This is a genomic window from Pseudomonas lalkuanensis, assembly GCF_008807375.1.
GTDB classification, from domain to species: Bacteria; Pseudomonadota; Gammaproteobacteria; order Pseudomonadales; family Pseudomonadaceae; genus Metapseudomonas; species Metapseudomonas lalkuanensis.
Genome location: NZ_CP043311.1, coordinates 785,565 through 811,165 on the forward strand (window position 1 = coordinate 785,565; position 25,601 = coordinate 811,165).

A 25,601-nucleotide genomic window follows, 5' to 3' on the forward strand; every position below is an offset into this window, starting at 1 on the left:
CCCGCGCGAAGACGGGGTGTCAGGGGATTCAGCGAACGACGAGCCGCAGGACGCGACTCAGGCGCGGAGGGCGGGAGGCGAGAAGGTGAAGGCGAAGAGCACGCTGCGGCGGCGCTTGAGTTTTGCGTCACGCGGCCAGGTGCGCGCCGACAGCGCCGGATCGGGCTGGACGGGACGGAGCTGGGGGGCGGGCGGGAACATCGAGCGAACTTCGGCAGACAACGCGAGGGCGCGCAGTCTAAGTAGCCCGGCGCTCCCGGTCAACGCGCGTCGGACGTGCCGCCGTCCGCGCGGAGCAATGGTTGAAACCGAGGCTGGCTGACCTTCGCATCCATGGCGCAAGATAGGGACGAGTTCCCCTGCCAGGAAGCAGACCGTGAGCAGCCCGTCGTTCAATGAATTCATCGTCGCCGCCACCGCCGAAGAGGCCGTTACGCGCCTTTCCGCCCTTTACCATCGCGCTACCGATGCGCTGAGCCAGGCACTGAAGCGCTATCTCAAGGAACGAACCCTGCCCAGCGCCGCCGAGCGCGAGCTGTTCCGCTATCCCGAACTGCGTGTCACCTACCACTGCCAGGGCGAGGTGCCGAGCACCGTGCGCGCCTACGCCAAGGTACAGGTGCCCGGAACCTACAGCGTCACCGTGACCCAGCCGGAAGACTTCCGCGGCTACCTGCTGGACCAGTTGGGCCCCCTCATGCAGGACTTCACCGTCACCGTCGAAGTGGGGGTGAGCCAGCAGAACATTCCCTATCCCTATGTGGTCGAGCAGGGCGATGAACTGGCGGGCTCCGGTGTCACCGCCGCCGAGCTGGCACGGGTCTTCCCCAGCACCGACCTTTCCGCCGCCAGCGATGGCGTGGCCGATGGCCTGCACGACTGGGACGATTTCGATCACATGCCCCTGGCGCTGTTCGATGCGGCGCGGGTGGATTTCTCCCTGCGGCGCCTGGTGCACTACACCGGCAGTGACTGGCGCCACGTGCAGCCGTGGATCCTGCTGACCAACTATCACCGCTACGTCGACCAGTTCATCCGCTACGGCATCGACCTGCTGCACGAAGACTCGCGCTACGTGCGCATGGTGCTGCCGGGCAACGTCGTGGTGGAGCGTGGCATGGACGAGGGCGAGATGCAGGCCATCGTCGACGGCGTGGTCTGGCACCGCTACCAGATGCCGGCCTACCACCTGATCGCCGCCAACGGCCACGGCGCCACTCTGGTCAACATCGGTGTCGGCCCATCCAATGCCAAGAACATCACCGATCACCTTGCCGTGCTGCGCCCGCACTGCTGGCTGATGATCGGCCACTGCGGCGGGCTGCGGCAGTCGCAGACCATCGGCGACTACGTGCTGGCCCACGCCTACATGCGCCGCGACGGCATCCTCGACCGGGTACTGCCGCCGAACATTCCCTTGCCGGCACTGGCCGAGGTGCAGCAGGCGCTGCAGGAAGCCGCTGCCCAGGTCACCGGCGAGCGAGGCGAAGACCTCAAGCGCCGCCTGCGCACCGGCACCGTGCTCACCTACGACGACCGCAACTGGGAACTGCGCTGGGCCCAGGAGCGACCGCTGATAAACCTGTCGCGGGCGGTGGCGGTGGATATGGAAAGCGGTACCGTGGCTGCCCAGGGCTACCGCCTGCGGGTTCCCTACGGCACCTTGCTGTGCGTATCCGACAAGCCGCTGCACAGCGAGATCAAGTTGCCCGGCTCGGCCAGCGCCTTCTACCAGCGCGCCGTCAGCCAGCACCTGCGCATCGGCATCGCCGCCCTGGACCTGCTGCGTTCCCAGCTCAACGCTTTGCACTCGCGCAAGCTGCGCAGCTTCGACGAGCCGCCATTCCGCTGATCGCGGCAGTCCTTGGGGTGTCCTTGCAGGGGCGAATGAATTCGCCCCTGCAAGGATTTGCTATCTCGGCATAGGCGGAATCAGCCACTGATAGCCCGGTGTCGGCACGCGGAAATCGTCCGCAGCCACCTGCCAGTCCGCCAGCGCCTTGGCCAGGTCGCGAGGCGGGGCGAACTGGCCTTCGTCGGTGAGGTTGAAGGTGCCGAAATGGATGGCCAGGCTGTGTGCGGATTCCAGTTGCTTGTGGGCCTGGACCGCATCGTCCGGGTTCATGTGGTTGTCGCGCATGAACCAGCGCGGCGCGTAGGCACCGATTGGTAGCGCGGCGAAGCGCATGGGGCCGAAGCGCTCGCGGATCAGGCGGAACTCCGGCCCCAGGCCGGTATCGCCGGGAAACAGGAAGGGGCCGTATGGCGACTCGATGACAAAGCCCATCCACAAGGTTTCGTTTGTGTCGCTGCGGGTTCGCGCCGACCAGTGCTGCACCGGCACCGAATGCAGCTTCAGGCCGCCTTCCAGTGGCAGTTCCTGCCACCAGTCCAGCTCGACGACGTTCTTGAAACCGCTTTCCCGGATCAGCAGGGCATTGCCCAGCCCGCTGACCACTTTGGCCAGCGGAAAACGCTCGGCCAGGCCGCGCAGGCTTTCCAGGTCCAGGTGGTCGTAGTGGTTGTGGCTGACCAGGATCAGGTCGATAGGGGGCAGCTGGTCCAGTTCCAGGCCCGGCGGATGGTGGCGCCGGGGGCCGACAAAACTGAACGGACTGACCCGCTGCGACCAGACCGGGTCGGTGACGATGTTCAGCCCCAGGTGCTGGATCAGCAGGGTGGCGTGATTGATGTAGGTGATCCGCAGCTCGTCGCCTTCTACGCGCGCCGGCACCTCCGGCGGGACGGCCGGGCCCGGCTGGTCGAGCCATTCCGCCTGTTTCTCGCGGCTGAACTGCCAGCGCAGGAAGGAACGCAGGTCCTTGTGCGGCTTGGGTTCGAGGTTGCGAAAGCGGCGGCCGTCGAAATTGTCCGAGGCCGGGCCCCGGTAGGGCGCGCGGTACTGACCGGCGAGGGTCATCAGGTTGATCAGCCAGGTGGGGCGCAGGGCACGCGACATGGTGCATTCTCTTGCGGCTGGGAGGCAGTCAACCTAGCATGCCTCTCCCGTTCCCATACCGCCAACCCGTTTCCAGGCATGTCGCGCCCAACTCGTCCCACCCGTCCCGCTTCCCGCCGCCCCGGTCCCGCTGCACCACGCCGAGTGGCCAAGGCGCCGCCGGCCGAACCGCGCTTGCTGCTGTTCAACAAGCCCTTCGACGTCCTGACCCAGTTCAGTGATGGCGAAGGCCGCGCGACCCTCAAGGACTACATCCCCATCCCCGGCATCTATCCCGCCGGCCGCCTGGATCGGGACAGCGAAGGCCTGCTCCTGCTGACCAACGACGGCCGCCTGCAGGCGCGCATCGCCGACCCGAAGCACAAGCTGCCGAAAACCTATTGGGTGCAGGTGGAGGGGGAGCCCAGCGAGGAACAGCTCGAGCGGCTGCGTGAAGGCGTGGAGCTTAACGACGGCCCGACCTTGCCGGCCGAGGCGCGGCAGATCGAAGCACCGGTGTTGTGGGAGCGCAATCCACCGGTGCGTTTTCGCAAGAGCGTGCCGACGGCATGGCTGGAACTGGTGATCCGCGAAGGTCGCAACCGCCAGGTGCGACGCATGACGGCAGCGGTAGGGCTGCCGACCCTGCGTCTGGTGCGGGTGCGCATTGGCCCCTGGAGCCTGGATGGGCTGGGATTGGGGGAATACAGGGAAGTGCCCGCCCGGCTTTGAGCCGGGGAGGCGGAAGGACTCATCCTTGAGTTCGCGAGCTAGAGCGAGACAAGGCAGAAACAGCCGAGAAAGCGGAGTCTACGACTGTAAATGAGCATTTCGAGGCTGTTTCTAACGCGGTATCGCGTGACGCGCAGCAGCTCAAAGCAGGTTCTTACAGGCCTTCGAGGCCGCCTATAACCAGCGTCTTGATGACGAAGCCGAGCACGCCCAGGCCCAGGGCGAGGAACAGGATCATGGTGCCGAAGCGACCCGCCTTGGACTTCTTGGCCAGGTCCCAGACGATGAAGGCCATGAAGGCCACCAGGCCGGCGATCATCGCCGTCATCATCAACTCTTCGAATTTCTCCGGGCTCATCTCGCACCTCGTGGAATGAATACAGACTGCACCCGCACGGCTGAAGGGCCGGGGAGGAAAGCGGGGCGGTGCGCTTGTGATTCCGTGAGCGGGAGGGCTCTTTATATGAGGCGGGGCCACGCGGGGGTACAGCAAAGCGCGGCGATTATACGCCAGTCGGATCGCCGCGCGAGGGCCATTCAGCCGCGCAGATGGCCCAGGGGCAGCTCGGTGCTGCTCAGCACCTGGTTGAGCACGAAGCTCGAACGCACGCTGGTCACCCCCTCGATGCGCGTCAACTGACCCAGCAGGAACTGCTGGTAGTGGTCCATGTCCGGCACCACCACCTTCAACTGGTAGTCCGCCTCCATGCCGGTCACCAGGCTGCACTCCAGCACTTCGGGGCACTGGCGGATCACTTCCTGGAAGTGCTCGAAGCGCTCTGGCGTATGCCGGTCCATGCCGATCAGCACGTAGGCGGTGAGGCTGAGGCCAAGCTTCTTGCGATCCAGCAGGGCGACCTGGCGGACGATGTAACCGTCGTCTTCCAGTTGCTTGACCCGACGCGAGCAGGGTGAGGGCGACAGTCCGATGCGTTCGGCCAGCTCCTGGTTGGAGATGCGCGCATCGCGCTGCAATTCGGCAAGGATCTTGAGGTCGTAGCGATCGAGTCTTTCCATTGCAGCTGCCGTTATTTGATTGAATTGCTGTAAATATTGCTACGTTGGAGATTAATTGCGCAAGTGGCCTCGAAGTGAGCAATATTCGCAATCATTCGTCGCGCGGCAGGACGTAAGCTTTCTCTCAGTTTCACGGCCCGGACAGCAAGTCCACCCGACCCGCCCAATCAGGTGTGTCGGCGCCTCCGATCCAACCGGTTCGAGCAGGCCCCCGGGTCCGCGCTGCCCAATCAGGCAGGCGATGAAAGCGGCGACAAAATCGCCAGCACAGGACGAATTTCCCGAAGGGGGGCCCGCTGTACGGGGCCCCCCTTTTTTATGGCGCGCGAGTTGCGACTCAGACCAGGCCTGCCAGCTTCAGCAGCCACCAGGCGAGGATCGCCAACTGCACGAAGAACCCGGCGAACCGCAGCCAGACGAACAGCGCGCTGGTGCTGATCAGGTGCGCGATGCTCTGGAACAGCCGCGCGCCCAGCAGCAGGCCGGCCAGCGGATCGGTGATCGCGGTCTGCCCGGCGGCGATGGCGTAGAGCAGGACCGCCGCCTGCATCGGCAGGTTCTCCAGGGTGTTGGCATAGGCGCGCACCAGGCGCTTGCCGAAGGCGCTGGGGGTGTTGCTGCCGTCGGCGGCGAAGGCGTTGACCTTCATCCGACCGGCCATCACCAGCAGGCCGCGCTGGTTCACCAGCAGAAACACCAGCAGCAGACTCCAGGCGGCCAGCCCGAGCAGGGCGGCGGCAGAGGGGGACAGGGGCATTGCGGACTCCTCGTTGTTGTTATGGAGCGAGCGAGTCTAGAAGCTTTAGAGCAATTGCTCTATGTGAGTTTCACCACTTCGCTCGGATCCGCATGGACCAGCACTTCGGCGCGGGGATAGTGGCTGGTGATAGCCCTTTCGGCCTGCTCGCAGAGCGCGTGGGCGCGGGACAGCGTCAGCTCCCCCGGCAGTTCCAGGTGCAATTGCACATACCAGTGATTGCCGGAAATCCGCGTACGCAGGTCATGGGCGCCGAGCACGCCGGGTACCTCGCAGGCCAGGCGGTGCATGTCGGCGCTGATCGCCGGCGACAGTTCCTCATCCATCAGTACCGAAATCGATTCCCGCGCGATGCCGATGGCGCTCCAGAGGATGTAGCCGGCGATGCCCAGGCCGAACAGCCCGTCGGCCCGCTGCCAGCCCAGGCTCGCCAGCACCAGGGCGAGAAGGATGCCGCTGTTGAGCAGCAGGTCGGAGCGGTAGTGCAGCGAGTCGGCGTGGATGGCGGTGGAGCCGGTGGCGCGGATCACCCGGCGTTGCAGCATCAGCAGGCCGGCGGTAAGTGCCAGCGACAGCAGCATCACGCCGATGCCCAGCATCTCCGCTTCCAGCGGTTGCGGATCGTTCAGCCGTTCATAGGCCTGGGCTGCCACCAGCACGGCGCTGACGCTGATGAACAGCGCCTGGGCCAGGCCAGCCAGGGCTTCGGCCTTGCCGTGGCCGTAGCGGTGGTCCTCATCCGCCGGCTTCAGCGCGTAGCGCACCGCCAGCAGGTTGAGCAGGGAGGCTGCGCTGTCCATCAGCGAGTCGGTCAGGCCGGCCAGCAGGCTGACCGAGCCGCTCATGGCCCAGGCGATGGCCTTGGCGATGACCAGGGTGATGGCGACGGCGAGGGAGGCACGGGTGGCCAGGCGCAGCAGCTGCGCATGCTGGCGGGCTGAGGTCATGCCGGCTCCGGCTTGAAGTAGATGAAGTCCATGGCCGGTGTCTCCAGGCCCATGGCCGAGATCGCGGCGGAGGCCTGGCCACGGTGATGGGTACCGTGGTTGACCAGGTGGGTGACGATCTCGGCCAGGGAGCGGCGCTGGGGCTCGCCACGCATGTTGCGATAGTCCAGGGGGCGCAACAGGTCGGCGGCGTCCAGTGGGGCCAGGTGCCTGCGCCAGGCATCGACGCCTTGCGCGAGGAAGGTGGCGAGCTCGACGCGGCCGGCGGCCACTTCCACATCGAGGCGATCGTAGGGCGGCACCTCTTGGCGTACCCGGGCCAGCCAGATGCGATCCACTGCCGCCAGGTGGTTCAAGGTGCCGTGCAGGCTGCCGAAGAACAGTCCGCACGGGGCTCGGTAAACCGCATCATCCACGTGCCCCAGACTCTCCAGCAGGCGCTGGTAGGCCCAGCCGTGATAGGCCAGCAGGTGCTGGAAGTGCCGCGCCAGCGGATCCATCTCAGGCAGCCGGGTGCAAGCCGAAGGTAGCGAGTTGCTGCAGGTTGCCGCTGCGCTGGAGCAGTTGCGGGTTGTCCAGCGGCAGGTCGTGGCCGGTTTCGCGGGCGATGATCGACTTCAGGCGAATCGGGTCCACCTTGCCGTCGGCGTCGATGGCTTCCCGCAGCTTCTCGGGCGCGACCTGGGCGTGCTGGTCGGCGGGCAGGTAGATGGCGCCGGTGGCGAAGTCGACCGCGAAGGCGATCAGGCCGGGGATCACGTAGAAGAGAATGCCGATGGCGTCCAGGGCCGCGACGGCCGGGTCGATCTTGCCCTCGATCTGGCCGCGGCGGTCCGGATAGAACAGCGTGCCACAGGCGGTGAGCTGGGTTGTGAGGGCTGCGGCGACGACACCGCCGATCCAACGGGAAGCAATGCGCATAAGCGTCTCCTGATCGAAATTTCGCAACTATACCAAGCCGGCTATTTCAAAACCGCTCGGTATCAATAAGACCCCGGCAAGGAACTGGCGGTTCGCCGGTATACTTTCGCGCCTGCCTGGAGTACCCATGAATCCGCTACCCATCGATGCCGTCCTGCCCGACCTGCGGGCCGCCCTGCAATCCCGCGACGAAGCCGTACTGGAAGCGCCGCCCGGCGCCGGCAAGACCACCCGCGTGCCCCTGGCGTTGCTGGGCGAGCCGTGGCTGGCCGGGCAGAGCATCCTGATGCTGGAGCCGCGTCGCCTGGCTGCCCGCGCCGCAGCCGAACGCCTGGCCAGCGAACTGGGGGAGGCCGTGGGCGAAACCGTCGGCTACCGCATCCGCCTGGAGTCGAAGGTCGGTCCGCGCACCCGCATCGAGGTGGTGACGGAGGGCATCCTCGCCCGCCGCTTGCAGGAGGATCCGGCACTGGAAGGCGTGGGTCTGGTGATCTTCGACGAATTTCACGAGCGTAGCCTGGACGCGGACCTCGCCCTGGCCCTGTGCCTCAATGGCCGAGCGCTGCTGCGCGACGAACCGCCGCTGAAGGTGCTGTTGATGTCCGCCACCCTGGAGGGAGAGCGCCTGTCGCGCCTGCTGGCGGAGGCGCCCGTGGTGCGCAGCGAAGGCCGCATGTTCCCGGTTGAGCAGCGTTGGAGCCGCCCGAGTCAGGTGGGGGAGGCGCTCGAACCCAGGGTGGTGCAGACCGTGCTCCAGGCCCTGGCTGACGAACCCGGCAGCTTGCTGGTGTTCCTCCCGGGGCAGGCTGAGATTCGTCGCGTCACCGAACAGTTGGCCGAGCGCCTCGATGGCCGGCCCGAGATTCTGCTGTGCCCGCTCCACGGTGAACTGGACCTGGCCGCCCAGCGCGCCGCCATCGAGCCTGCGCCCGTGGGCAAGCGCAAGGTGGTGCTGGCCACCAACATCGCCGAAACCAGCCTGACCATCGATGGCGTGCGCGTAGTGGTCGATGCCGGCCTGGAGCGCGTGCCGCGCTTCGACCCGGCCAGCGGCATGACCCGCCTGGACACTCAGCGTATTTCCCGGGCCTCGGCGACCCAGCGCGCCGGCCGGGCCGGGCGCCTGCAGCCGGGCGCCTGCTACCGGCTCTGGTCCGAGGCCCAGCATGAACAACTGGCGGCCCACGGCAGTGCGGAAATCCTCCAGGCCGATCTCGCCGGCCTGGCGCTGCAACTGGCTCGTTGGGGCGTTGGCGATCCCAACGAGCTGGCCTGGCTCGATCCGCCCCCCGCCGCCGCCTATGCCCAGGGCCGCGACCTGTTGCGGCGGCTCGGTGCCCTGGCCGAGGACGGCAGCCTGACCCGCCATGGCCAGGCCATGGCCGAACTGCCGGCTCACCCGCGCATCGCCCACCTGTTGCTGCGTGGTCAGGCGCTCGGGCTCGGCACCCTGGCCTGCGACCTCGCCGCCCTGTTGGGCGAGCGAGACATCCTGCGTGGCGGCGGGGCCGACCTGCACAGCCGCCTGGCCCTGTTGGCCGGTGAAGACAAGGCAGCGCGCGGGGCTCGTGGCGGCGTGCAGCGCGCGCGCCAGTTGGCGCGGCAGTTCCGCTCCTACCTGCGTGGCCCGGCCGGCGAGCCGGTGGCCGACCCGGATCACCCGCGCTGGCTCGGCTGCCTCTTGGCCTTCGCCTACCCGGACCGCGTCGCCCAGCAGCGCCGCGCGGGCGGTGCCGACTACCGCCTGGCCAACGGCCGCGCGGCGACCTTCGGCGAACCCGACGCACTGATGAAGGAACCCTGGCTGGTGATCGCCGACCTCGGCAGCCGCCAGGGCCAGCGCGAGGAGCGCATCTATCTCGCTGCCGACCTCGACCCGGCGCTGTTCGACGGTCCCCTGGCCGAACAGGTGAGTCGCCACGACCTGCTGGACTGGGACGAGCGTGAAGGCGTGCTGCGTGCCGAGCGGCAGGTGAAAGTGGGTGAGCTGGTGCTGACCCGTGAAGCCCTGGCCGAACTGGATGACGAGGCGCGCTCGCGGGCATTGCTTGGCCTGGTTCGACGCAAGGGGCTGGAGCTGTTGCCGTGGAATCCCGAGCTGCGCCAGTGGCAGGCGCGGGTGGCGCTGCTGCGCCGGTTGGATCTGGCCGACAAGGGCAGCAGCGAATGGCCGGACCTCTCCGACGCGGCCCTGCTGGCCAGCCTGGAAGACTGGCTGCAGCCCTGGCTGGGCAAGGTCAGCCGCCTCAGCCATTTCGCCAACCTCGACCTCGCCGGCATTCTCCAGGGCTTGCTGCCCTGGCCGCTGCCACAGCGGCTCGACGAACTGGCGCCGCGCACGCTGGAAGTGCCATCCGGCTCGCGTATCCGCCTCGATTACAGCGACGAGATGCCGGTGCTCGCCGTGCGCCTGCAGGAACTGTTCGGCCTGGCTGAAACGCCTCGCATCGCTGGTGGCCGTCAGGGCGTCAAGCTGCACCTGCTCTCCCCGGCCCAGCGCCCGGTGCAGGTCACCCAGGACCTGGCGAGCTTCTGGCGCAATACCTACGCGGATGTGAAGAAGGATCTGAAGGGCCGTTACCCCAAGCACTACTGGCCGGACGATCCGCTGGTGGCCGAGCCGACCGCACGGGCCAAGCCGAGGAAGTAGGAGGGCTGCCTATTACTGGGGCGGGAAACCCGTCGTAGGGTGCGCCATGCGCACCGAATGCGATGCGAAATCAGCCCGTGCGCACGGCGCACCCCGCCCGCTCGAAATCGCCCCAACGGGATTCAATGCCCCGAAGGCAGGAAGAAGCGCGCAGTCAGCGGCAGGTGATCGGAGATGCGCAGGGTGTCGTCCTGACGCACCCGTGCCTCGATGCGGGTCAGGCTGGGGCTGTGGAAAACGTAGTCCAGGGTGCGGTCAGGCCCCTTCACCCGAGGGTCGTTGGGGTAGTGGGTGAACCATTGCGCCTGCTGCGCGCCACTGGCCTCCTCCACGCTGGGAATCATCGGGTAGCGGCTCCAGAGCGCCCGCAGTTCGCTGTCGCGGGAATAACGGCTGCGCTGGAGGGCGGGCAGGCGCTCGTACTGGCCGGGCGGCAACTGGTTGAAGTCCCCGGCCAGGACCCAGGGCAGGCCTTCGCTCTGCAGCTGGTCGAGCAGGCCGCGGGTCATGGCTATCTGGCGCTTGAGGGTTTCCGGGTCGTCGTCCAGGGCATCCAGGTGCGTGTTGACGGCGGCCAGGTGCCCGCCGCCGCGAATCGGCAGGTAGCTCACCAGCAGTGCGCGCTTCTTGTCGAACTGACGGCTGAACGGATCGTTTGCTTCCAGAGGCAGTTGCAAGCGTTCGGCACTTTCGATGCGGAAGCGGCTGAGGGTCGCCAGCTTCAGGCCGACGCTGCCGAGGATATGGGGATCGGGCAAGAAGGCGGCTTTCCAGTAGAAGGCCTGGCTGGCGCAGGGGTAGACGTCCGCCAGGCGTTCCTGGAGCAGGGCCAACTGGTCCTGGTAGTCGGTGGCGCGGGCGCCTTCGTGCAGTTCCTGGAGATTGACGACGTCCGGCTGTTCCTCGCGAATCACCCGCACCACCTCGTCCAGGCTGTAAGCCAGGTCTTCCGCTGTAGGGCGTTCGTCCGGGCCTTCGCCATCGGGCAGGTCGTAATAGAAGACGTAGCGTTTGCCGGCCAGGTACTGGAGGTTCCAGGTCATCACCTTCAGGGCCTGGCCGGGCTGAAGTTGCGGCGCTTCGGCCTGGCACGCCAGCACGGCGGGTTCGCGCTCTGCAGGATGCCAGGTCAGCGCATAGACAAGGGCCACCAGGCCAACGGCGAGGACCGACAGGCTGAGCAGGGCGAAACGCAGGACTCGGGGCATCGGCAAGGGCAGGCATCTATGCTGGAAGAGGGCGAGCATACCCGAGCCGCCGCCGCGGCCCAAGCCAGGCGCGCCCGGGAGGAATGCCGTGGATAGCGAAGTGCGGATCGCCCAGCGGGGCCCCTTTGAAGTGGAGGTAATGGCCGGCCGGGATTACTTCTGGTGCCGTTGTGGTCGCAGCCAGCAGCAGCCGTTTTGCGATGGATCTCATAAAGGAACTGGCCTGGCACCTCTCAAATTCCATGCAGATGTCAGCGAAACCCTGTATTTCTGTGGCTGCAAACATAGCCATTCGCCACCGCTCTGCGATGGCACCCATAACCAACTGCAAGACTGATCCGGGAGCCGGCATGCAGCTGGGCGTAGTCCTCTGGTCAATCCTGGCCTCTGTTTCCAATGCGGGACGCCGCCTCCGGCTGGCAGGCATGCTGCTATTGCCCGGCCTGGTGGTTGCGGACAATTCACCGCCATTGCGGGTAATGACCGATTTCTGGCCGCCCTTTCGTATCGCCGGTGAAGGGGGGCAACTGCGCGGCCTGGACATGGACCTGCTGGCGGAACTGGAGCGCCGCACCGGCCTGCGCTTCGACGTGCAGCGGGCGCCCTGGTCGCGGGGACTCGCCGCATTGAAGCGGGGCTCGGCCGACCTGATGACGGGCCTTGCCCGGACCCCCGAGCGCGAACGCTACATCGACTTCCTGGAGCGCCCTTATTTCACCTGCGCGCCACGCTTCTACAGCCTGCCGGCGCTGGCCCACAAGGTCAGCGGCTATTCGCAGCTGGGCCAGTACGACATCGGTTTCGTGCGGGGCTCGGCCTACTTCGAACCCTTCGATTCTGATCAGGACTTGCGCAAGGTCGGGGTCGGCAATGAAGGGCAGTTGCTGGACATGCTGCGCTACAAGCGCTTGCCACTGGTGATCGGCACCGATTGCCAGGTGGACTATGAGCTGCTGCGCGACCCGACGCTCGCCGGGCGCATAGTCAAGCTGGCCTATCGGCCGCCGGCGCGTACCGAACTCTTCCTCGGCTTCACGCGCCAGCGGCCCCTGCAGGCTCAGCGCCAGGCTATCGCCCAGGCGCTGGAGCAGATGATCGATGAAGGCTGGGTGCTGGATGCCGCGCGGCGCTACAGCCCCCGTGCTCAGTGAGCATGAGGCTCGACGTACAGCTCGTAACCCGAGTCCAGTTCCATGTCCCAGAAGGCGGCCTCGATCTTGTGGCCATCGAGGTCGCGGACGAAGCAGCCGTAGTAGGGCTCGCCGTATTCGGGGCGCGGCCCGGGTTCGCCATCGCCCTTGCCGCCGGCGTCCAGGGCGGCCTCGAAGAAGGCCAGCACCGCCTCCTTGCTGGCGGCGAAGAAACCGATATGGGTGCCGTTGCCGACACTCGCCGGACGTCCGTCGATGGGGGACTGCACCCAGAACTCCGGGTACTCGCGGCCGTACGCCACGGCGCCCGGGTGCTCCATGATGCGCTTGCAGCCCAGGGTGGGCAGCACCTTGTCGTAGAAGGCGACGGCGCGCTCGAAGTCGTTGGTGCCCACCGAAATGTGGGACAGGATGCTGGGGTTGTCAGCCATGGAAGATCCTCCTTGAGTGGCCTGGATAGCCTAGCAGCCTGTTGCGGAAGCGGTGGCCAACCCATCCATGGGCTGGTATTCGGTCGTTACACGGTTACTGCTCCGTCGCGCGTTCCGTGACCAGGGTGAACATCCGGTACAGGGCGATGCTGACGAACAGCTGGAAGAAGCTGTTGAAGGTTTCCAGCACCACGGTGCCCACCGGGTCGGGGTTTTCCCCCAGTTCGCGATAGGCGAACCAGTCCACCAGCCAGATCGGCCCCATCACCAGCAGCACGCAGGCGAGGATGGTCCAGAAGTGCCCGCGGGTGAGGGCGAAGCTTTCCTTGATCGCGTCCAGCGGAGGCTTGCCTTCCAGGACAAGCAGGTACTCCGCGAAGGCCAGTTTGATCATCACGTAGACGCCGGGAATGATCAGCATCCAGACCCCGACCATGATCAGCAGCGTGCTGATGGCTGCCAGCACGGCGAAGGCGGGCCAGCGGAACATTGCCATCTCCAGCACCTGCCTCGGCTTGAGGCGGATGCGATGGCTACGGCTGTCGACGAAGATGATCAGCGCGCCGACGTAGAGCGGGTAGAACAGCATGCTGACAATGATCGATGCGCCCTGGGATTTGTCCGCTCCCAGCCAGGCGATCAACCCCTGTTGGGCGATCGCTTCGGTGAGGACGGCCGGCAGGCAGAGCAGGGCGATTTCGCCGGCATTGCGGGAGAAGAAGAACCAGGAGGCGCGCAGCAGCTCGAACGGATTCATCGGCGGGCATTCACATCTTGCGGCAGTTGGTGTTGCGCACTTTAGCCCAAGCCGGGGCCGCCTCCCAAGGGCGCTTCACTCGGAACGATAATTCAGCACCCGGTTCGGTAGCCGTGGCAGCAGGCGGGCGAGGTCGGCGGTGGCCACTTCCAGCGTGCGTTCCGGCGGGCCCGGCGAGTAGATCAGGTAGTCGTGCCGGAAGATCGCCTCGTCGAACACCAGGGCGATGTCCTCGGCATGGCCCAGGGGGCAGGCGCACTGGGGCACGCAGCCAGTCAGATCTACCAGTTCCTCGTCGCTGGCAATGCTCGGCCGCGCGCCCAGCAGTGCCTTGAGTTGTGCCCAGTCGGCCCGGGCGTCTTCCAGGGTCACCAGCATGGCGTAGCCGCCGCCCTTCAGCCGCAGGAACAGGCTCTTGCTCTCCACTCCGCGCAGGCCGAAGCGCTGGCGCACCGCGTGGGCGGTGGGGTAGTCGAGCACGGCTTCGTGGCTGACCTCCCGATAAGGGATGGCGTGATCGTCGAGCAGGGCCAGGTTGCGTTCGTGGAGCGACATCGGGGTTCCGTGGGACGGGAGACGGGAGCGCCATGATAGTCGTTCAAGGGAGGCTGAGATCATCCAGCCCGGCTTCGCGCAGCACCTGCCGCTCAATGGCCTGCAAGCGCCCTTGCTGTGCCATGTGCTGCAGCACTTCCTCCAGGCGCGGTGCGAGATCGCGATGGCGCGGGTTCAGGTAGTGGTGCATCGAAAAGCGCTCCAGCACCGGATGCAGGGGCTGGATACCGCGCATGCCGCTCTGGCGCAGCATGCCCATGCCTGAGTAGTAATCCTCCACATGCACGTCCACGCGGCCGCCGGCCAGCTTGCGCATGCCATTCTCCACGCCGTTGGAGGGTGACAGGCGCACGCCTTTCAGGCGCAGTTCGAGGGCCGCCTTGCCGCGTTCGAAGCCCACCAGGTAGGGCTTGAGGCTGGACCAGTCGCGCAGTTGCAGGGGCCGATTGGCAAAGGCCACCGCGTAGGATTCGAACAATGGGGTGCGGATCAGCAGCAGGTCGCTGCGCTGCTCGGCCAACAGGCTGGCGCGGCACAGCTCGCCGTCGTTCAGGCCGCGCTCGGCATATTGCAGGGCGCGGGCGGCTGGCGCGGCGCGGGTCTCGATACTGATGCCGAGCTCGCCGTAGGCTTCCACCAGGATGCGCTTGCAGATCTGGACCAGGGGCAGGCCCTGGTCGGGAAAGGCGCTGAATACCAGGCGCGCCTCGGCATGGCTGGGGGCGGACAGGAGCAGCAGGACAAGCAGGCAGCTTCCATAGGCACGCATTGCACAATCGCCTGGGGCACGGCCTGTGGCTGGAGTGACTGCCAGACGGCGCCGCCTGCCATGGCGGGCGCCTTGCTCCCTGCAACAGACCCGTGCGGTGGGTCTTGGCGTCTTCCCCGTTCTCGGTGCGCGCGGGGTTAGCTGAAACTATAGACGGCTGCTTTCAGGGTGTCGGCCAGTTCGCCAGCAGTTCGCACGTCGACAACACCCGGGCGTATTCGCCCTGCAGGTTGGCCATGGCCATGTCGTGCACTTCCTCGGCGCTGCGCGGGCGGCCGGCGAAGTCGGTCTTGGCGAAGGTGTAGCAGGCGTCCGCCACGACCGTGGTGGCAAAGCCCAGATTACCGGCGCTGCGTGCTGTGGCTTCCACCGAGTTTTCACTGGCTACGCCGACGATCACCAGCGCATCCAGGCCGCGCACCCGCAGCCAGTGCTCCAGGCCGCTGTTGATGAAGGCATCGGGTACGTTCTTCTCCAGCACCTGCTCGCGCTCCATCGGCATGAATTCGGGTTGGAAGAGGGCGCCAGGCTGGCCGGGGGCGAATACCGAATGTGCTTCGCGGGAGATATGGCGGATGTGCACCAGCGGCCAGCCGGCGGCGCGCCAGCGTGCCATCAGGGCGGCCATGTGGCGTTCGGCATCGGGGTTGTTGCGCGGCTTGTCGAGGCCGCGGATGCCCTGCTGTTGATCAATGATCAGCAGGGCACCGGGAGCGTTCTGCAGGGTCCTATCCACTTTCCATTCCCAGAGGCTGGCATACTGGCCGCAATCTACCCTTATATAGTCGCCGCCAGCCAGCAGCCCCCAGTCAGCCACGAGGATCCGCGTTGAAGAAGATCGCAGTATTCGCCGACGTGCAGAACCTCTACTACACGGTGCGTCATACCTACGGCTGCCATTTCCACTACAGCGCGTTCTGGCAGAGCGTCAGCGCCGAGGGCGATATCGTCGAAGCCAACGCCTATGCCATCGATCGCGGTGACCCGCGCCAGCAACAGTTCCAGCAGATCCTGCGCAACCTCGGCTTCAACGTGAAGCTCAAGCCCTTCATCCAGCGCAGCGACGGTTCGGCCAAGGGCGACTGGGACGTCGGCATCACCATCGACGTACTGGACGCCGCACCTCGCGTGGACCTCATCGTGCTGGCCTCCGGCGACGGCGACTTCGACCTGCTGCTGGAGCGGGTGGCCAAGGCCCATGGGGTGGAAACCCTGGTCTATGGCGTGCCCGGCCTGACCGCGCAATCGCTGATCCGCGCTGCCAGCCGCTACCAGCCCATCGAAAGCCCCCTGCTGCTACGCAACTGAAACCCGCCCCAATCTGGACAATTCCGTGGACCCCATAGCCGTCATCGACTTCGAGACCACCGGCATCACGCCGGGCAACGACTGCCGCGCCACCGAGATCGGTATCGTCATCCTGGAGGACGGGCGCATCGTCGACCGCTACCAGAGCCTGATGAACGCCGGTGTTGCGGTACCCGCCTTCATCCAGGGCCTGACCGGCATCACTACCGCCATGCTGCGCGAGGCTCCATCCGTGGAGCAGGTGATGGGCGAGGCGGCTGACTTCATCGGCGACCTGCCGTTGCTGGCGCACAACGCTTCCTTCGACCAGAAATTCTGGGACTACGAACTCGGCCGCATCGGCCGGACACGCCGTCAGGCCTTCGCCTGTTCGCTGCTGTTGGCCCGGCGCCTGTTGCCCGAAGCGCCCAATCACAAGCTCGGCACCCTCAATACCTGGGCGCGCCTGCCGAACACCGGCAAGGCCCACCGTGCCCTGGCCGACGCCGAAATGGCCGCCAATCTCACCCTGCACATCGCCGGGCGCCTGCGGGAGAAGCACGGCATAGCGGAGGTATCGCACAAACTGTTCTGTAGCCTGCAGAAGGTGCCGGCGGCAAAGATTCCCGATGCGCTCAGGCGACATCGGGAGGGCTGAGCGCGCCTGTGGGAGGGAATTCATTCGCGATTGAAATCGCTCCCACAAGATTGTGTCCCACCCCAGGGTTTCAGCCCTTCACCGTGCGCAGGGTTTCCACCTTGCCGCGCTCCTGCAGCACGGCGGGAATGCGCTGCTCGAAAGGCGTGGAGAGGATGAGCGAGGTCTTGGTCGCGCCGAACTGGCCGATCTGGTCGATCAGATCCTGCAGCTCCGGCATCGACGCCACGGCCGCCTTGATCAGCAGGCAGGCATCGCCGGTAACGCGGTGGCAGAGGGTCAGCTGCGGGATTTTCTCCAGGGCATCCTGGGTACGCTTGTAGTCACGGTCGGTGATGCGCAGCTCGATCACGCATTCGATGGGCAGCCCCAGCTTCGCCAGGTCCACGCCGGCGTGGTAGCCGGTGATGATCCCGGCAGCCTCCAGCTTGGCCACACGGTCGGCTACCGCCGGTGGCGACAGGTTTACCCGGCGCGCCAGGTCGGCGAAGGACGCGCGGCCGTTCTCGATCAGGGCCGACAACAGCAGGCGGTCGTACTTGTCCACAGGTGCCTCCGAAAATGGCTTCCTTCGAATCGAAGGATTGATCTGGCGAATTCGATGACTTCCAAGGTCTGCGATGGAATCAAGCAGGCTTTCTGCCTTATTTCCCCGTCATGGCCTTCCATAGAATAGATACCTCATTCCTGCCTGTGTCGAGTTCCGATCATGCCTGCGCGCCGCTTTCCGCTCCTGCTCATAGGGGCATTCATCGCTCTCTACCTGATCTGGGGTTCCACCTACCTGGCGATTCGTATCGGTGTCGAATCCTGGCCGCCCCTGTTGATGGCCGGGGTCCGCTTCGTGGTGGCCGGCGCCCTGATGTACGGCTTCCTGCGTTGGCGCGGGGCACCCAACCCGACCTGGCAGGAGTGGAAGTCCGCCGCCGCCATCGGCTTCCTGCTGCTGAGTTGCGGCAACGGTGGCGTGACCCTGGCCGAAGACCTTGGCGTGGCGTCCGGCGTCGCCGCCCTTGCGGTGGCCACCGTGCCGCTGTTCGCGCTGTTGTTCGGGCTGATCTGGGGCCAGCGCACCTCGCGGCTGGAATGGGCCGGCATCCTGCTCGGGCTGATCGGTATCGGCCTGCTCAACCTCGGCTCCAACCTCCAGGCCAGCCCGCTGGGGGCCGTGTTGATCATCTTCGCCGCGGCGGCCTGGTCCTTCGGCTCGATGTGGAGCAAGAACCTCAAGCTGCCCGCCGGCCCCATGGCCAGCGCGGTGGAAATGCTCGCCGGCGGCTTCGCCCTGCTGGCCGGCAGCCTGCTGAGCGGCGAACGCATGGTCGCAGCGCCCACGCTGGCCGGGTGGGGCGCGCTGGCCTACCTGATCGTGTTCGGCTCCATCATCGCCTTCAGCTCCTACCTTTACCTGTTGAAGAACGTGCGTCCGGCGGCGGCCACCAGCTACGCCTACGTCAACCCGGTGGTGGCGGTGCTGCTGGGGATCGCGTTCGCCGGCGAGACCATCGGCCTCGAAGAGGGCCTGGCCATGCTGGTGATCATCGGCGCCGTGGTGCTGATCGGCTTGCCGCAATGGCGCGAACGCAAGGAAGAAAAGGCGCTTAAGGACGAAGCGCTGCAACAGCAGACCAGTTGATCCCGGTGGAGGTGGGCGGCCTGATAGAATCGCGGTTTTTCCGCACACTATGGCTGCCCTGATGACCTTCGCTTCCCTCGGCCTGATCGAACCCCTGCTGCGCGCCACCGAGGCGCTCGGCTACCAGACCCCATCGCCGGTGCAGGCCGAGGCGATTCCCGCCGTCCTCAAGGGCCGCGACCTGATGGCCGCGGCCCAGACCGGCACCGGCAAGACCGCCGGCTTCGCCCTGCCGCTGCTGCAGAAACTGACCCAGGAAGGCCCGCAGGTGGCCAGCAACTCGGTACGTGCCCTGGTGCTGGTGCCCACCCGCGAACTGGCCGAGCAGGTCAACGAGAGCTTCCGCGTCTATGGCCAGCACCTGCCACTGCGCAACTACGCGGTCTACGGTGGCGTCAGCATCAACCCGCAGATGATGAAGCTGCGCAAGGGCATCGACGTCCTCGTCGCCACCCCCGGCCGGCTGCTCGACCTCTATCGGCAGAACGCCGTGAAGTTCAACCAGCTCCAGGTGCTGGTGCTGGACGAGGCCGACCGCATGCTCGACCTCGGTTTCGCCCGCGAACTGGACGAGCTCTTCGCCGCGCTGCCGAAACGCCGCCAGACCCTGCTGTTCTCCGCCACCTTCTCCGATGCCATCCGCCAGATGGCCGGCGAACTGCTGCGCGACCCGCTGTCCATCGAGGTCAGCCCGCGCAACGCCGCCGCGAAGAGCGTGCGTCAGTGGCTGATCCCCGTGGACAAGAAGCGCAAGAGCGAATTGTTCCTGCACCTGCTGGAGAACCGCGGCTGGGGCCAGGTGCTGGTCTTCGCCAAGACCCGCAAGGGGGTCGACCAACTGGTGGATGAGCTCCAGGCCCAGGGCGTCAGCGCCGACTCGATCCACGGCGACAAGCCTCAACCTTCGCGCCTGCGCGCCCTGCAGCGGTTCAAGGCGGGTGAAGTGCAGGTACTGGTGGCCACCGACGTGGCAGCCCGTGGCCTGGACATCGACGACCTGCCCCTGGTGGTCAACTTCGACTTGCCCATCGTCGCCGAAGACTATGTGCACCGCATCGGCCGTACCGGCCGCGCCGGCGCCACCGGCGAGGCGGTATCGCTGGTGTGTGCCGACGAGGTGCAACTGCTGGCTGCCATCGAGGTATTGATCCGCCAGACCCTTCAGCGTCGCGAAGAGCCGGACTTCATCCCCGATCACCGGGTGCCGATGACCGATGCCACCGGCCAGGTGATCAAGAAGCCGAAGAAACCCAAGAAGCCCAAGGAGCCCCTGGCCGGCGCTGGCAAGCCAGGCAAGGGCGCAGCGCTGGGCCGCTGGATCGACAGCGAGAAGCCCAAGGTCAAATCGGTGCGCAAGTCGCCGGGATTCGGCAAGGCGAAGAAGGGCTGATTCTGGGCCCGGGCGTCACCGCATTGTGGCGATGGGTGACGCGTGATGGGGCAACGGGAAGCGGAATGGGGCAGGGCGGGGAACCGGCACACCCGTGCCAGAGCGGGTGGCCGGGCTTTCAGGATATTGGCGCACTTCCTGCATTTCTGTTCGAAATGCTGAACGCCTATAGTGATTGAAGCGCAGCCCAACCTCAGGCATTTCCCACATGCGCCACAAGGAACTCAAACACTGGACCACCGGTGTTGCCCACCTGCTCGCCCAGCCCGCCGGGCGGGCCCGTCTGCTTGGCCTCAGCCAGTGGTTGCAGCAGGCCTGCCATGTCGACCACTTCGTGCTCTTCGTCTATGAAGGCAATCACCGGCCGCTGGCCCTGTTCGATACCTTCCCCCCCGACAAGCGCCATGTGTATGTCGAGGACTACCAGGTCGGCCCCTACCTGCTCGACCCCTTCTACCTCGCCTGCACCCGCAATCAGGCCCCGGGCCTCTGGCGCCTGCGCCAGTTCGCGCCGGACCACTTCTACCTGGGCGAGTACTACGTCACCTACTACCAGCAGACCGGCCTGACCGAGGAGATCGCCTTCTTCATCGACCTGGCCGACGGCGCCAAGGCGGTGCTCTCGCTGATGCGCAGCGCCTGCAGCCCGGCCTATAGCCGGGATGAGATGCAACTGCTGGACTGTGCCCAGCCGGTGGTCGAGCAAGTGGTCAATGAGGCCTGGGAACTGGCCCGTGCCCACGCACCGCGCCCGGCGCAGGACCTGGACTACAAGATCCGCGAGGCCTTCGACCAGTTCGGCGCCCATGTGCTGACCGCGCGGGAACTGGAAGTGGTGCAGATGCTCCTGCGCGGCCACTCCAGCGCCTCGGTGGCCGAGCACCTGGCCATCAGCCCCGGCACGGTGAAGATCCACCGCAAGAACATCTACGCCAAGCTGGGCATCGGCAGCCAGTCGGAGCTGCTCGGGCTGTTCGTGCGTGAACTGGCCGGCCAGCGCGACGAGCCGGAGGCGCTGCGCAAGGCGGTCTAGCCTTATCGCTATTGGCGATTTGAAGGGCGCTGCTCAATAACCATCCAGCACAAGCCAGATCAGCTGCCATCGGCCTCCGGCGCGGGTGCCCACGAGTTATCCACAATGATTTACACAGAAATTGTGGGCAGGGCGGACAGCGGCAGATGCACCTATGGGAGCGATTTCAATCGCGAATGAATTCGCTCCCACAATGAGACTGCTCAAAAACCGAGCACTTGCTTCCAGCCCGTGCCACAAGGGCCTTGCAGCGGGTCTTCCACCAGTTATCCACAATTGATCCCACAGAATTTGTGGGTAGAGCCAGGGTGGAGCGAACGATCTTCTCCCCTGCAAGGCCGATCTGCCCTCGTAGGATGGGGCGAGCGAAGCGATACCCATCGGTCCGCCATCGCGAATAGATTCGCTCCCACCGAGAGCATCTGCTCAAAATCCGTCCATCCCTCGTAAACCACCGCCGGACGGGGCGTCCAGCCCTCCATCCATAACTTATCCACACCATGCTCCACAGTTTTTGTGGAGTGAGCGTCTATCCCCGGAGGGATATATACAGCCCGAAAGGGCCATCGCTAGCCTGTTGCCACATGCCAAGAACACCTGAAAAAAGGGGCCGGCCGTGAGTGATGCAAGCGAGTTCTTCGATATCGAGTTCCGCCATGTGGTCAAGCGCTATGGCGCGGTCCCGGCGGTCAACGGCCTGAACTTCAAGGTGCGGCGCGGCGCTTTCCATTCCTTTCTCGGCAGCTCCGGCTGCGGCAAGACCACCACCCTGCGGATGATCGCCGGCTTCGAGCAGCCCAGCGAAGGCGAGGTGCTGCTGGCCGGGCGTTCGGTGGCCGGGGTGCCGGCGCACCAACGGCCGGTGAACATGGTGTTCCAGAGTTATGCACTGTTCCCGCACCTCTCGGTGGCGGAGAACATCGCCTATGGCCTGCGCTACCACCAGCCACGTCCTGATCGCGCCGGGCAGCGCCGCCTGGCCGACGAGGCGCTGGAAATGGTGCGCCTGTCCGGCTTCGGCCAGCGCAAGCCCCATGAACTTTCCGGCGGCCAGCAACAGCGGGTGGCCCTGGCCCGCGCCCTGGTGAACAAGCCTACGGTGCTGCTGCTGGACGAGCCCCTGGCGGCGCTGGACCGCAAGCTGCGCAAGGAGATGCAGTCCGAACTGCTGCGTCTGCAGCGCGAGGTGGGCATCACCTTCGTGCTGGTCACCCATGACCAGGAAGAGGCGCTGTCCATGAGCGACAGCATCAGCGTCATGCAGGATGGCCAGATTCTCCAGAGCGCCAGCCCCGAGCAGCTCTACGAGACCCCGGCGAGCCGCTACGTGGCCGACTTCATCGGCGAATCCAATCTGTTCGATGGCACCGTGCGGCGCATCGAGGATGGCCGCGTGCTGCTGGAAACCACCCACGGCCTGCAACTGGCCAGCCCGCAGACGCCTACCGGCCCGGCCCTCAAGGCCTGCGAGCCGGGCTGCATCGCGGTGCGCCCGGAGCTGATCGCCATCGGCGCCGGGGCGGAGGCGCTGCCCCGCGAGATCAGCCTGCCCGGCCAGGTGGTGGACCGCATCTACCTTGGCAACCTCACCGAGTACCGCGTGCGCACCGAGCCCTTCGGCATCGTCTGCGTGCGTGTGCCGCGCCATGGCCAGCACGAGCGTTCGGCCTTCGAGCACGGCTCGCCGGTACGTATCGGCTGGGACCAGGCGAGCGGCCTGGCGATGTCGCTGTAAAGAGACGCAGTAGGCGAAGGACAAGAACAACCAACCCTTGAAAGGCAGGTGGCAGCAATGGATCGGAAAGACTTCATCAAGCAACTGCGCAGTTGGCAGAACGGCTCCATCAGCCGTCGCGAGTTCCTCGGCCGGACCGGCCTCGGCGTGGCCATGGCGGTCATGGCCGCGAACATGCCGGGCCTGCTCACCAGCAACCGGGCCTTCGCCGCGGAGAAGGGCTCCCTCGGTGACCGCGTGGTCCTGGCCACCTGGCCGAACTACCACAACGCCGAGAACTTCGCTGCCTTCGCCGAGCAGACCGGCGCCCAGGTGCAGATGAACGTGTTCGGCTCCAACGAAGAGATGCTCGCCAAACTGCAGGCCGGTGGCAGCGGCTGGGACGTCTTCGTGCCCACCAACTACACCATCAGCACCTACGCCGAGCTGGGGCTGATCGAGCCGCTGGACCTGTCGCGCATCCCCAACTTCGATCCGGCCTCCTACGAGAAGCGCTTCATGGAGCAGGGCGTGATCAACGGCAAGACCTACGCCGTGCCCAAGGATTGGGGCACCACCGGGTTCGTCTACGACAGCAAGAAGATCAAGGCCAGGCCCACCACCTGGAAGGAATTCTGGGAGCTGAGCAAAGGTGAAGCCACCGGCCGGGTGATGGTCCACGACTATCAGCTGACGGTGATCGGCAACGCCCTGAAGTCCTTCGGCTACAGCTTCAACTCCATTGACCCGAAGGAGCTGGCCGACGCCGAGAAACTGCTGCTGGAGGTCAAGCCGCATCTGTTCGCGATCAATTCCGACTACCAGCCGTCCATGCGCAACGGCGATGCCTGGATGGCCATGTGCTGGACCGGCGATGCCTCGCAGCTGCACCGCGACCTGCCGGAAATGACCTATGTGCTGGGCCGCGAGGGCGGCGAAATCTGGAGCGACTTCTTCGCCATTCCCAAGAGCGCCGAGCGGCGTGATGCGGCCTACGCGCTGATCAACTACCTGCTCGATCCGCAGGTGAACAAGCGCGAGGTGGAGGCCCACGGCTACCCCAGCGGCGACAAGCGCGTGGATGCGATGCTGCCCAAGGAAATGCTGAATGACCCGATCATGTACCCGGCCGCCGACCTGCTCAGCGCCCTGGAGTTCGGCGCCGCCGCCACCCTGACCAGCCCGGCCCGGGCGGAACTGATGGCGCGCTTCAAGGCGGCCTGACCCATGGCGCTGTGGGAGCGAGCTTGCACGCGAAGCGTTCGCGAGCGGAGCTCGCTCCTACGAAAGCCGCAGTAATGAATCGTAGGGAATCTTCCATGAACGTCGCCCTCAGCGCCCCCGTGCTGGCCGATGCGGGCCAGGCCGCGCCGGCCGAAAGCCGTAGTCTCGGCCGGCGCGTCACGCTGCTCCTGCTGTTGCCGTCCACCTTGTGGTTCCTGCTGCTGCTCCTGCTGCCGCTGGTGATCATCCTGGTCTTCAGCCTGGGCGAGCGCAGCCCAGTGGGCGGCTACAGCGCCGCCCTGACCCTGGACAACTACCTGAACCTCGGCTCGCGGGCGAAGGCCTTCTACAACACCCTGCTGCTGGCGCCGCTGGGCACCCTGGTGTGCCTGCTGGCGGCCTACCCGCTGGCGTACTTCCTCGCGGTGAGGGTGCAGCGCAGCCGCTCGCTGCTGCTGACCCTGGTGATCGTGCCGTTCTGGACCAGCTTCCTGATCCGCACCTACGCCTGGATCTTCATCCTCGGCGGCAAGGGCATCCCGGCGCTGCTGGCCATGGTCGGCCTGGATGACGTACGCCTGATCAACACGCCGACCGCGGTGCTGATCGGCATCGTCTACGGCTACCTGCCGCTGATGGTGTTCCCCATCTACGTCAGCCTGGAAAAGCTCGACAAACGCCTGCTGGAAGCCTCGTCCGACCTGGGTGCCAGTGCCTTCGAGACCTTCCGCCGGGTGACCCTGCCGCTCTCCGCGCCCGGCGTCATCACCGGCAGCATGCTGGTGTTCATCCTGCTCATGGGCGAGTTCCTGATCCCGGCCATCCTCGGCGGCGGCAAGGTGTTCTTCGTCGGCAACGCCCTGGTGGACCTCTTCCTGCAATCGCGCAACTGGCCCTTCGGCAGCGCGGTGGCCATGACCCTGGTGGCGATGATGCTGGTGATCATCGCCCTCTACCTGAAACTGGTGGCGCGCTACGGCAAGCGCGGCACGGAGGGGATGCTCTGATGTGGTTGCGCAGCTATTCCACCTCGCTCTACCTGTTCCTCTACGCCCCGATCGCGCTGATCGTGCTGTTCTCGTTCAACGCAGGGCGCAGCGGGCTGTCCTTCGAATGCTGCTCGGTGCAGTGGTTCGGCCGTGCCTTTGGCAACCCGTTCATCATCGAGGCCCTGGGCACCAGTGCGCTGATCGCCTTCTGCTCGGCGGTGATCGCCACGCTCTTCGGTACCCTCGCGGTATTCGGCCTGCAGCGGGCGGGCAAGCAGGTGCGGCTGTTCTTCGATGCCATGACCTACTGCGCGATCATCATTCCCGGCATCGTCATCGGCATCGCCACCCTGATCGCCTTCATCAGCCTGTTCGAAGCGGTCAACCCGTTGCTCGACCTGCTGCTGGGGGCCGGCCTGCCGCGCCTGCGCATGGGTCTGTTCACGGTCATCGCCGCGCACTCGCTGTTCACCATGGCGCTGGTGATGGTGATCGTCCGCACCCGTGTCGAAGCACTGGACAGGGCCCTGCTGGAAGCGTCCGCAGACCTCTATGCACCGCCCCTGGAAACCTTCCGCCGGGTGACCCTGCCGCAGATCGCACCGGCCATCCTCGCCGGCTTCCTGCTGGCGTTCACCTTCAGCTTCGACGATTTCATCATCGCCTTCTTCGTCGCCGGCTCGGAAACCACGCTGCCGATCTACATCTTTTCGTCGATCCGCCGGGGCATCACCCCGGAGATCAACGCCATTTCCACGGTGATCATCTGCGTCTCCCTGGCGCTGCTGTTCACCTCCCGCTACCTGCAGAACCGCCGCAGTGGCGCCTGAGCGCCCA

Annotated in this window: 28 protein-coding genes; 14 read left to right on the forward strand and 14 right to left on the reverse strand. The window is 66.0% G+C overall.

All coding sequences use genetic code 11. From position 1 onward, the window contains the following. The first annotated feature begins 343 nt into the window (after positions 1 to 343). Positions 344 to 1,852: an AMP nucleosidase gene (amn, locus tag FXN65_RS03775; RefSeq protein WP_151131720.1), complete on the forward strand. Its 1,509-nt coding sequence runs from the start codon at positions 344 to 346 to the stop codon at positions 1,850 to 1,852. A 60-nt stretch (positions 1,853 to 1,912) separates the two neighbouring features. On the opposite strand, the gene FXN65_RS03780 is transcribed toward amn, so the two are convergent. Beyond that, a complete protein-coding gene (locus FXN65_RS03780) occupies positions 1,913 to 2,959 on the reverse strand; it encodes an MBL fold metallo-hydrolase (protein ID WP_151131721.1) in 1,047 nt (348 codons plus the stop codon). A 78-nt stretch (positions 2,960 to 3,037) separates the two neighbouring features. On the opposite strand from FXN65_RS03780, the gene FXN65_RS03785 reads away from it, so the two are divergent. Then, the gene (locus FXN65_RS03785; protein ID WP_151131722.1) at positions 3,038 to 3,670 is read left to right on the forward strand and encodes a pseudouridine synthase; all 633 of its coding nucleotides are present in this window, start codon (positions 3,038 to 3,040) and stop codon (positions 3,668 to 3,670) included. Between the two features lie 154 nt (positions 3,671 to 3,824). Here FXN65_RS03785 and FXN65_RS03790 read toward each other — a convergent pair whose 3' ends face one another. The 6 genes from FXN65_RS03790 to FXN65_RS03815 all read right to left on the reverse strand — a co-directional run bounded on the left by FXN65_RS03790 (position 3,825) and on the right by FXN65_RS03815 (position 7,312). Then, complete coding sequence (locus FXN65_RS03790) at positions 3,825 to 4,028, reverse strand: DUF2788 domain-containing protein (protein ID WP_151131723.1); 204 nt, start codon at positions 4,026 to 4,028, stop codon at positions 3,825 to 3,827. 179 nt (positions 4,029 to 4,207) lie between these two features. After that, complete coding sequence (locus FXN65_RS03795; protein ID WP_151131724.1) at positions 4,208 to 4,687, reverse strand: Lrp/AsnC family transcriptional regulator; 480 nt, start codon at positions 4,685 to 4,687, stop codon at positions 4,208 to 4,210. A 337-nt stretch (positions 4,688 to 5,024) separates the two neighbouring features. Beyond that, entirely contained in the window at positions 5,025 to 5,444 is a 420-nt protein-coding gene (locus FXN65_RS03800; RefSeq protein WP_151131725.1) for an MAPEG family protein, read from the reverse strand. A gap of 59 nt (positions 5,445 to 5,503) precedes the next feature. Beyond that, positions 5,504 to 6,391 carry a cation diffusion facilitator family transporter gene (locus tag FXN65_RS03805; protein ID WP_151131726.1) on the reverse strand — a complete coding sequence of 296 codons (888 nt, stop codon included), beginning with the start codon at positions 6,389 to 6,391 and terminating at the stop codon, positions 5,504 to 5,506. Then, positions 6,388 to 6,891: a DinB family protein gene (locus tag FXN65_RS03810; RefSeq protein WP_151131727.1), complete on the reverse strand. Its 504-nt coding sequence runs from the start codon at positions 6,889 to 6,891 to the stop codon at positions 6,388 to 6,390. The genes FXN65_RS03805 and FXN65_RS03810 overlap by 4 nt, the downstream gene beginning before the upstream one ends. 1 nt (position 6,892) lies before the next feature. Then, the gene (locus FXN65_RS03815) at positions 6,893 to 7,312 is read right to left on the reverse strand and encodes a polyribonucleotide nucleotidyltransferase (protein ID WP_151131728.1); all 420 of its coding nucleotides are present in this window, start codon (positions 7,310 to 7,312) and stop codon (positions 6,893 to 6,895) included. A 127-nt stretch (positions 7,313 to 7,439) separates the two neighbouring features. Here FXN65_RS03815 and hrpB point away from each other — a divergent pair, with 127 nt between their 5' ends. Then, positions 7,440 to 9,962, forward strand: coding sequence for an ATP-dependent helicase HrpB (gene hrpB, locus FXN65_RS03820; protein WP_151131729.1), 2,523 nt, complete (start codon positions 7,440 to 7,442; stop codon positions 9,960 to 9,962). Between the two features lie 122 nt (positions 9,963 to 10,084). On the opposite strand, the gene FXN65_RS03825 is transcribed toward hrpB, so the two are convergent. Further along, complete coding sequence (locus FXN65_RS03825; protein WP_151131730.1) at positions 10,085 to 11,170, reverse strand: endonuclease/exonuclease/phosphatase family protein; 1,086 nt, start codon at positions 11,168 to 11,170, stop codon at positions 10,085 to 10,087. Positions 11,171 to 11,309: 139 nt separating this feature from the next. Between FXN65_RS03825 and FXN65_RS03830 the strand changes: the two genes are divergently transcribed. Together FXN65_RS03830 and FXN65_RS03835 are read left to right on the forward strand one after the other, a co-directional pair. Next, complete coding sequence (locus FXN65_RS03830; protein WP_151138645.1) at positions 11,310 to 11,507, forward strand: CDGSH iron-sulfur domain-containing protein; 198 nt, start codon at positions 11,310 to 11,312, stop codon at positions 11,505 to 11,507. Positions 11,508 to 11,520: 13 nt separating this feature from the next. Then, positions 11,521 to 12,321, forward strand: a complete 801-nt coding sequence (locus FXN65_RS03835) for a substrate-binding periplasmic protein (RefSeq protein WP_151131731.1) — start codon at positions 11,521 to 11,523, stop codon at positions 12,319 to 12,321. On the opposite strand, the gene FXN65_RS03840 is transcribed toward FXN65_RS03835, so the two are convergent. The 5 genes from FXN65_RS03840 to FXN65_RS03860 all read right to left on the reverse strand — a co-directional run bounded on the left by FXN65_RS03840 (position 12,315) and on the right by FXN65_RS03860 (position 15,569). Further along, positions 12,315 to 12,752 (reverse strand): VOC family protein, encoded by a 438-nt coding sequence (locus FXN65_RS03840; RefSeq protein ID WP_151131732.1) that lies wholly within the window; start codon positions 12,750 to 12,752, stop codon positions 12,315 to 12,317. The two genes, FXN65_RS03835 and FXN65_RS03840, sit on opposite strands and share 7 nt — an antisense overlap. A 94-nt stretch (positions 12,753 to 12,846) precedes the next feature. Continuing rightward, on the reverse strand, positions 12,847 to 13,509 hold the full coding sequence (locus tag FXN65_RS03845; RefSeq protein ID WP_151131733.1) for a YciC family protein: 663 nt from the start codon (positions 13,507 to 13,509) through the stop codon (positions 12,847 to 12,849). 75 nt (positions 13,510 to 13,584) lie between these two features. After that, the gene (locus tag FXN65_RS03850; RefSeq protein ID WP_151131734.1) at positions 13,585 to 14,064 is read right to left on the reverse strand and encodes a YbaK/EbsC family protein; all 480 of its coding nucleotides are present in this window, start codon (positions 14,062 to 14,064) and stop codon (positions 13,585 to 13,587) included. A gap of 43 nt (positions 14,065 to 14,107) precedes the next feature. After that, positions 14,108 to 14,833, reverse strand: coding sequence for a substrate-binding periplasmic protein (locus tag FXN65_RS03855; protein WP_151131735.1), 726 nt, complete (start codon positions 14,831 to 14,833; stop codon positions 14,108 to 14,110). A 163-nt stretch (positions 14,834 to 14,996) separates the two neighbouring features. Then, positions 14,997 to 15,569 (reverse strand): cysteine hydrolase family protein, encoded by a 573-nt coding sequence (locus FXN65_RS03860; RefSeq protein WP_244620708.1) that lies wholly within the window; start codon positions 15,567 to 15,569, stop codon positions 14,997 to 14,999. A gap of 92 nt (positions 15,570 to 15,661) precedes the next feature. Between FXN65_RS03860 and FXN65_RS03865 the strand changes: the two genes are divergently transcribed. Both FXN65_RS03865 and FXN65_RS03870 read left to right on the forward strand, forming a co-directional pair. Beyond that, positions 15,662 to 16,141 (forward strand): NYN domain-containing protein, encoded by a 480-nt coding sequence (locus FXN65_RS03865; RefSeq protein ID WP_151131736.1) that lies wholly within the window; start codon positions 15,662 to 15,664, stop codon positions 16,139 to 16,141. Positions 16,142 to 16,166: 25 nt separating this feature from the next. Further along, on the forward strand, positions 16,167 to 16,778 hold the full coding sequence (locus FXN65_RS03870; protein ID WP_151131737.1) for a 3'-5' exonuclease: 612 nt from the start codon (positions 16,167 to 16,169) through the stop codon (positions 16,776 to 16,778). Between the two features lie 70 nt (positions 16,779 to 16,848). Here the strand turns inward: FXN65_RS03870 and FXN65_RS03875 are convergent, their stop codons facing one another. After that, positions 16,849 to 17,325 (reverse strand): Lrp/AsnC family transcriptional regulator, encoded by a 477-nt coding sequence (locus tag FXN65_RS03875; protein WP_151131738.1) that lies wholly within the window; start codon positions 17,323 to 17,325, stop codon positions 16,849 to 16,851. 162 nt (positions 17,326 to 17,487) lie between these two features. On the opposite strand from FXN65_RS03875, the gene yedA reads away from it, so the two are divergent. The 7 genes from yedA (at position 17,488) to FXN65_RS03910 (ending at position 25,594) form a co-directional block, all read left to right on the forward strand. Then, entirely contained in the window at positions 17,488 to 18,414 is a 927-nt protein-coding gene (gene yedA, locus FXN65_RS03880; RefSeq protein WP_151131739.1) for a drug/metabolite exporter YedA, read from the forward strand. Positions 18,415 to 18,475: 61 nt separating this feature from the next. Continuing rightward, positions 18,476 to 19,804 (forward strand): DEAD/DEAH box helicase, encoded by a 1,329-nt coding sequence (locus FXN65_RS03885; RefSeq protein WP_151131740.1) that lies wholly within the window; start codon positions 18,476 to 18,478, stop codon positions 19,802 to 19,804. 208 nt (positions 19,805 to 20,012) lie between these two features. Then, on the forward strand, positions 20,013 to 20,837 hold the full coding sequence (locus FXN65_RS03890) for a response regulator transcription factor (protein WP_151131741.1): 825 nt from the start codon (positions 20,013 to 20,015) through the stop codon (positions 20,835 to 20,837). Between the two features lie 616 nt (positions 20,838 to 21,453). Continuing rightward, positions 21,454 to 22,572, forward strand: a complete 1,119-nt coding sequence (locus FXN65_RS03895) for an ABC transporter ATP-binding protein (RefSeq protein WP_151131742.1) — start codon at positions 21,454 to 21,456, stop codon at positions 22,570 to 22,572. 57 nt (positions 22,573 to 22,629) lie between these two features. Beyond that, a complete protein-coding gene (locus FXN65_RS03900; RefSeq protein ID WP_151131743.1) occupies positions 22,630 to 23,775 on the forward strand; it encodes an ABC transporter substrate-binding protein in 1,146 nt (381 codons plus the stop codon). 95 nt (positions 23,776 to 23,870) lie between these two features. After that, positions 23,871 to 24,782 carry an ABC transporter permease gene (locus tag FXN65_RS03905; RefSeq protein ID WP_151131744.1) on the forward strand — a complete coding sequence of 304 codons (912 nt, stop codon included), beginning with the start codon at positions 23,871 to 23,873 and terminating at the stop codon, positions 24,780 to 24,782. Continuing rightward, positions 24,782 to 25,594 carry an ABC transporter permease gene (locus FXN65_RS03910; protein ID WP_151131745.1) on the forward strand — a complete coding sequence of 271 codons (813 nt, stop codon included), beginning with the start codon at positions 24,782 to 24,784 and terminating at the stop codon, positions 25,592 to 25,594. Before FXN65_RS03905 ends, FXN65_RS03910 begins: the two co-directional genes overlap by 1 nt. Positions 25,595 to 25,601: the final 7 nt, after the last annotated feature.

Coding starts and splice junctions, on each gene's coding strand:
- FXN65_RS03780 (WP_151131721.1), bottom strand. CDS start 2,959: ATGTCGCGTGCCCTGCGCCCCACCTGGCTGATCAACCTGATGACCCTC.
- FXN65_RS03785 (WP_151131722.1), top strand. CDS start 3,038: ATGTCGCGCCCAACTCGTCCCACCCGTCCCGCTTCCCGCCGCCCCGGT.
- FXN65_RS03790 (WP_151131723.1), bottom strand. CDS start 4,028: ATGAGCCCGGAGAAATTCGAAGAGTTGATGATGACGGCGATGATCGCC.
- FXN65_RS03795 (WP_151131724.1), bottom strand. CDS start 4,687: ATGGAAAGACTCGATCGCTACGACCTCAAGATCCTTGCCGAATTGCAG.
- FXN65_RS03800 (WP_151131725.1), bottom strand. CDS start 5,444: ATGCCCCTGTCCCCCTCTGCCGCCGCCCTGCTCGGGCTGGCCGCCTGG.
- FXN65_RS03805 (WP_151131726.1), bottom strand. CDS start 6,391: ATGACCTCAGCCCGCCAGCATGCGCAGCTGCTGCGCCTGGCCACCCGT.
- FXN65_RS03810 (WP_151131727.1), bottom strand. CDS start 6,891: ATGGATCCGCTGGCGCGGCACTTCCAGCACCTGCTGGCCTATCACGGC.
- FXN65_RS03815 (WP_151131728.1), bottom strand. CDS start 7,312: ATGCGCATTGCTTCCCGTTGGATCGGCGGTGTCGTCGCCGCAGCCCTC.
- hrpB (WP_151131729.1), top strand. CDS start 7,440: ATGAATCCGCTACCCATCGATGCCGTCCTGCCCGACCTGCGGGCCGCC.
- FXN65_RS03825 (WP_151131730.1), bottom strand. CDS start 11,170: ATGCCCCGAGTCCTGCGTTTCGCCCTGCTCAGCCTGTCGGTCCTCGCC.
- FXN65_RS03830 (WP_151138645.1), top strand. CDS start 11,310: ATGGCCGGCCGGGATTACTTCTGGTGCCGTTGTGGTCGCAGCCAGCAG.
- FXN65_RS03835 (WP_151131731.1), top strand. CDS start 11,521: ATGCAGCTGGGCGTAGTCCTCTGGTCAATCCTGGCCTCTGTTTCCAAT.
- FXN65_RS03840 (WP_151131732.1), bottom strand. CDS start 12,752: ATGGCTGACAACCCCAGCATCCTGTCCCACATTTCGGTGGGCACCAAC.
- FXN65_RS03845 (WP_151131733.1), bottom strand. CDS start 13,509: ATGAATCCGTTCGAGCTGCTGCGCGCCTCCTGGTTCTTCTTCTCCCGC.
- FXN65_RS03850 (WP_151131734.1), bottom strand. CDS start 14,064: ATGTCGCTCCACGAACGCAACCTGGCCCTGCTCGACGATCACGCCATC.
- FXN65_RS03855 (WP_151131735.1), bottom strand. CDS start 14,833: ATGCGTGCCTATGGAAGCTGCCTGCTTGTCCTGCTGCTCCTGTCCGCC.
- yedA (WP_151131739.1), top strand. CDS start 17,488: ATGCCTGCGCGCCGCTTTCCGCTCCTGCTCATAGGGGCATTCATCGCT.
- FXN65_RS03885 (WP_151131740.1), top strand. CDS start 18,476: ATGACCTTCGCTTCCCTCGGCCTGATCGAACCCCTGCTGCGCGCCACC.
- FXN65_RS03890 (WP_151131741.1), top strand. CDS start 20,013: ATGCGCCACAAGGAACTCAAACACTGGACCACCGGTGTTGCCCACCTG.
- FXN65_RS03900 (WP_151131743.1), top strand. CDS start 22,630: ATGGATCGGAAAGACTTCATCAAGCAACTGCGCAGTTGGCAGAACGGC.
- FXN65_RS03905 (WP_151131744.1), top strand. CDS start 23,871: ATGAACGTCGCCCTCAGCGCCCCCGTGCTGGCCGATGCGGGCCAGGCC.
- FXN65_RS03910 (WP_151131745.1), top strand. CDS start 24,782: ATGTGGTTGCGCAGCTATTCCACCTCGCTCTACCTGTTCCTCTACGCC.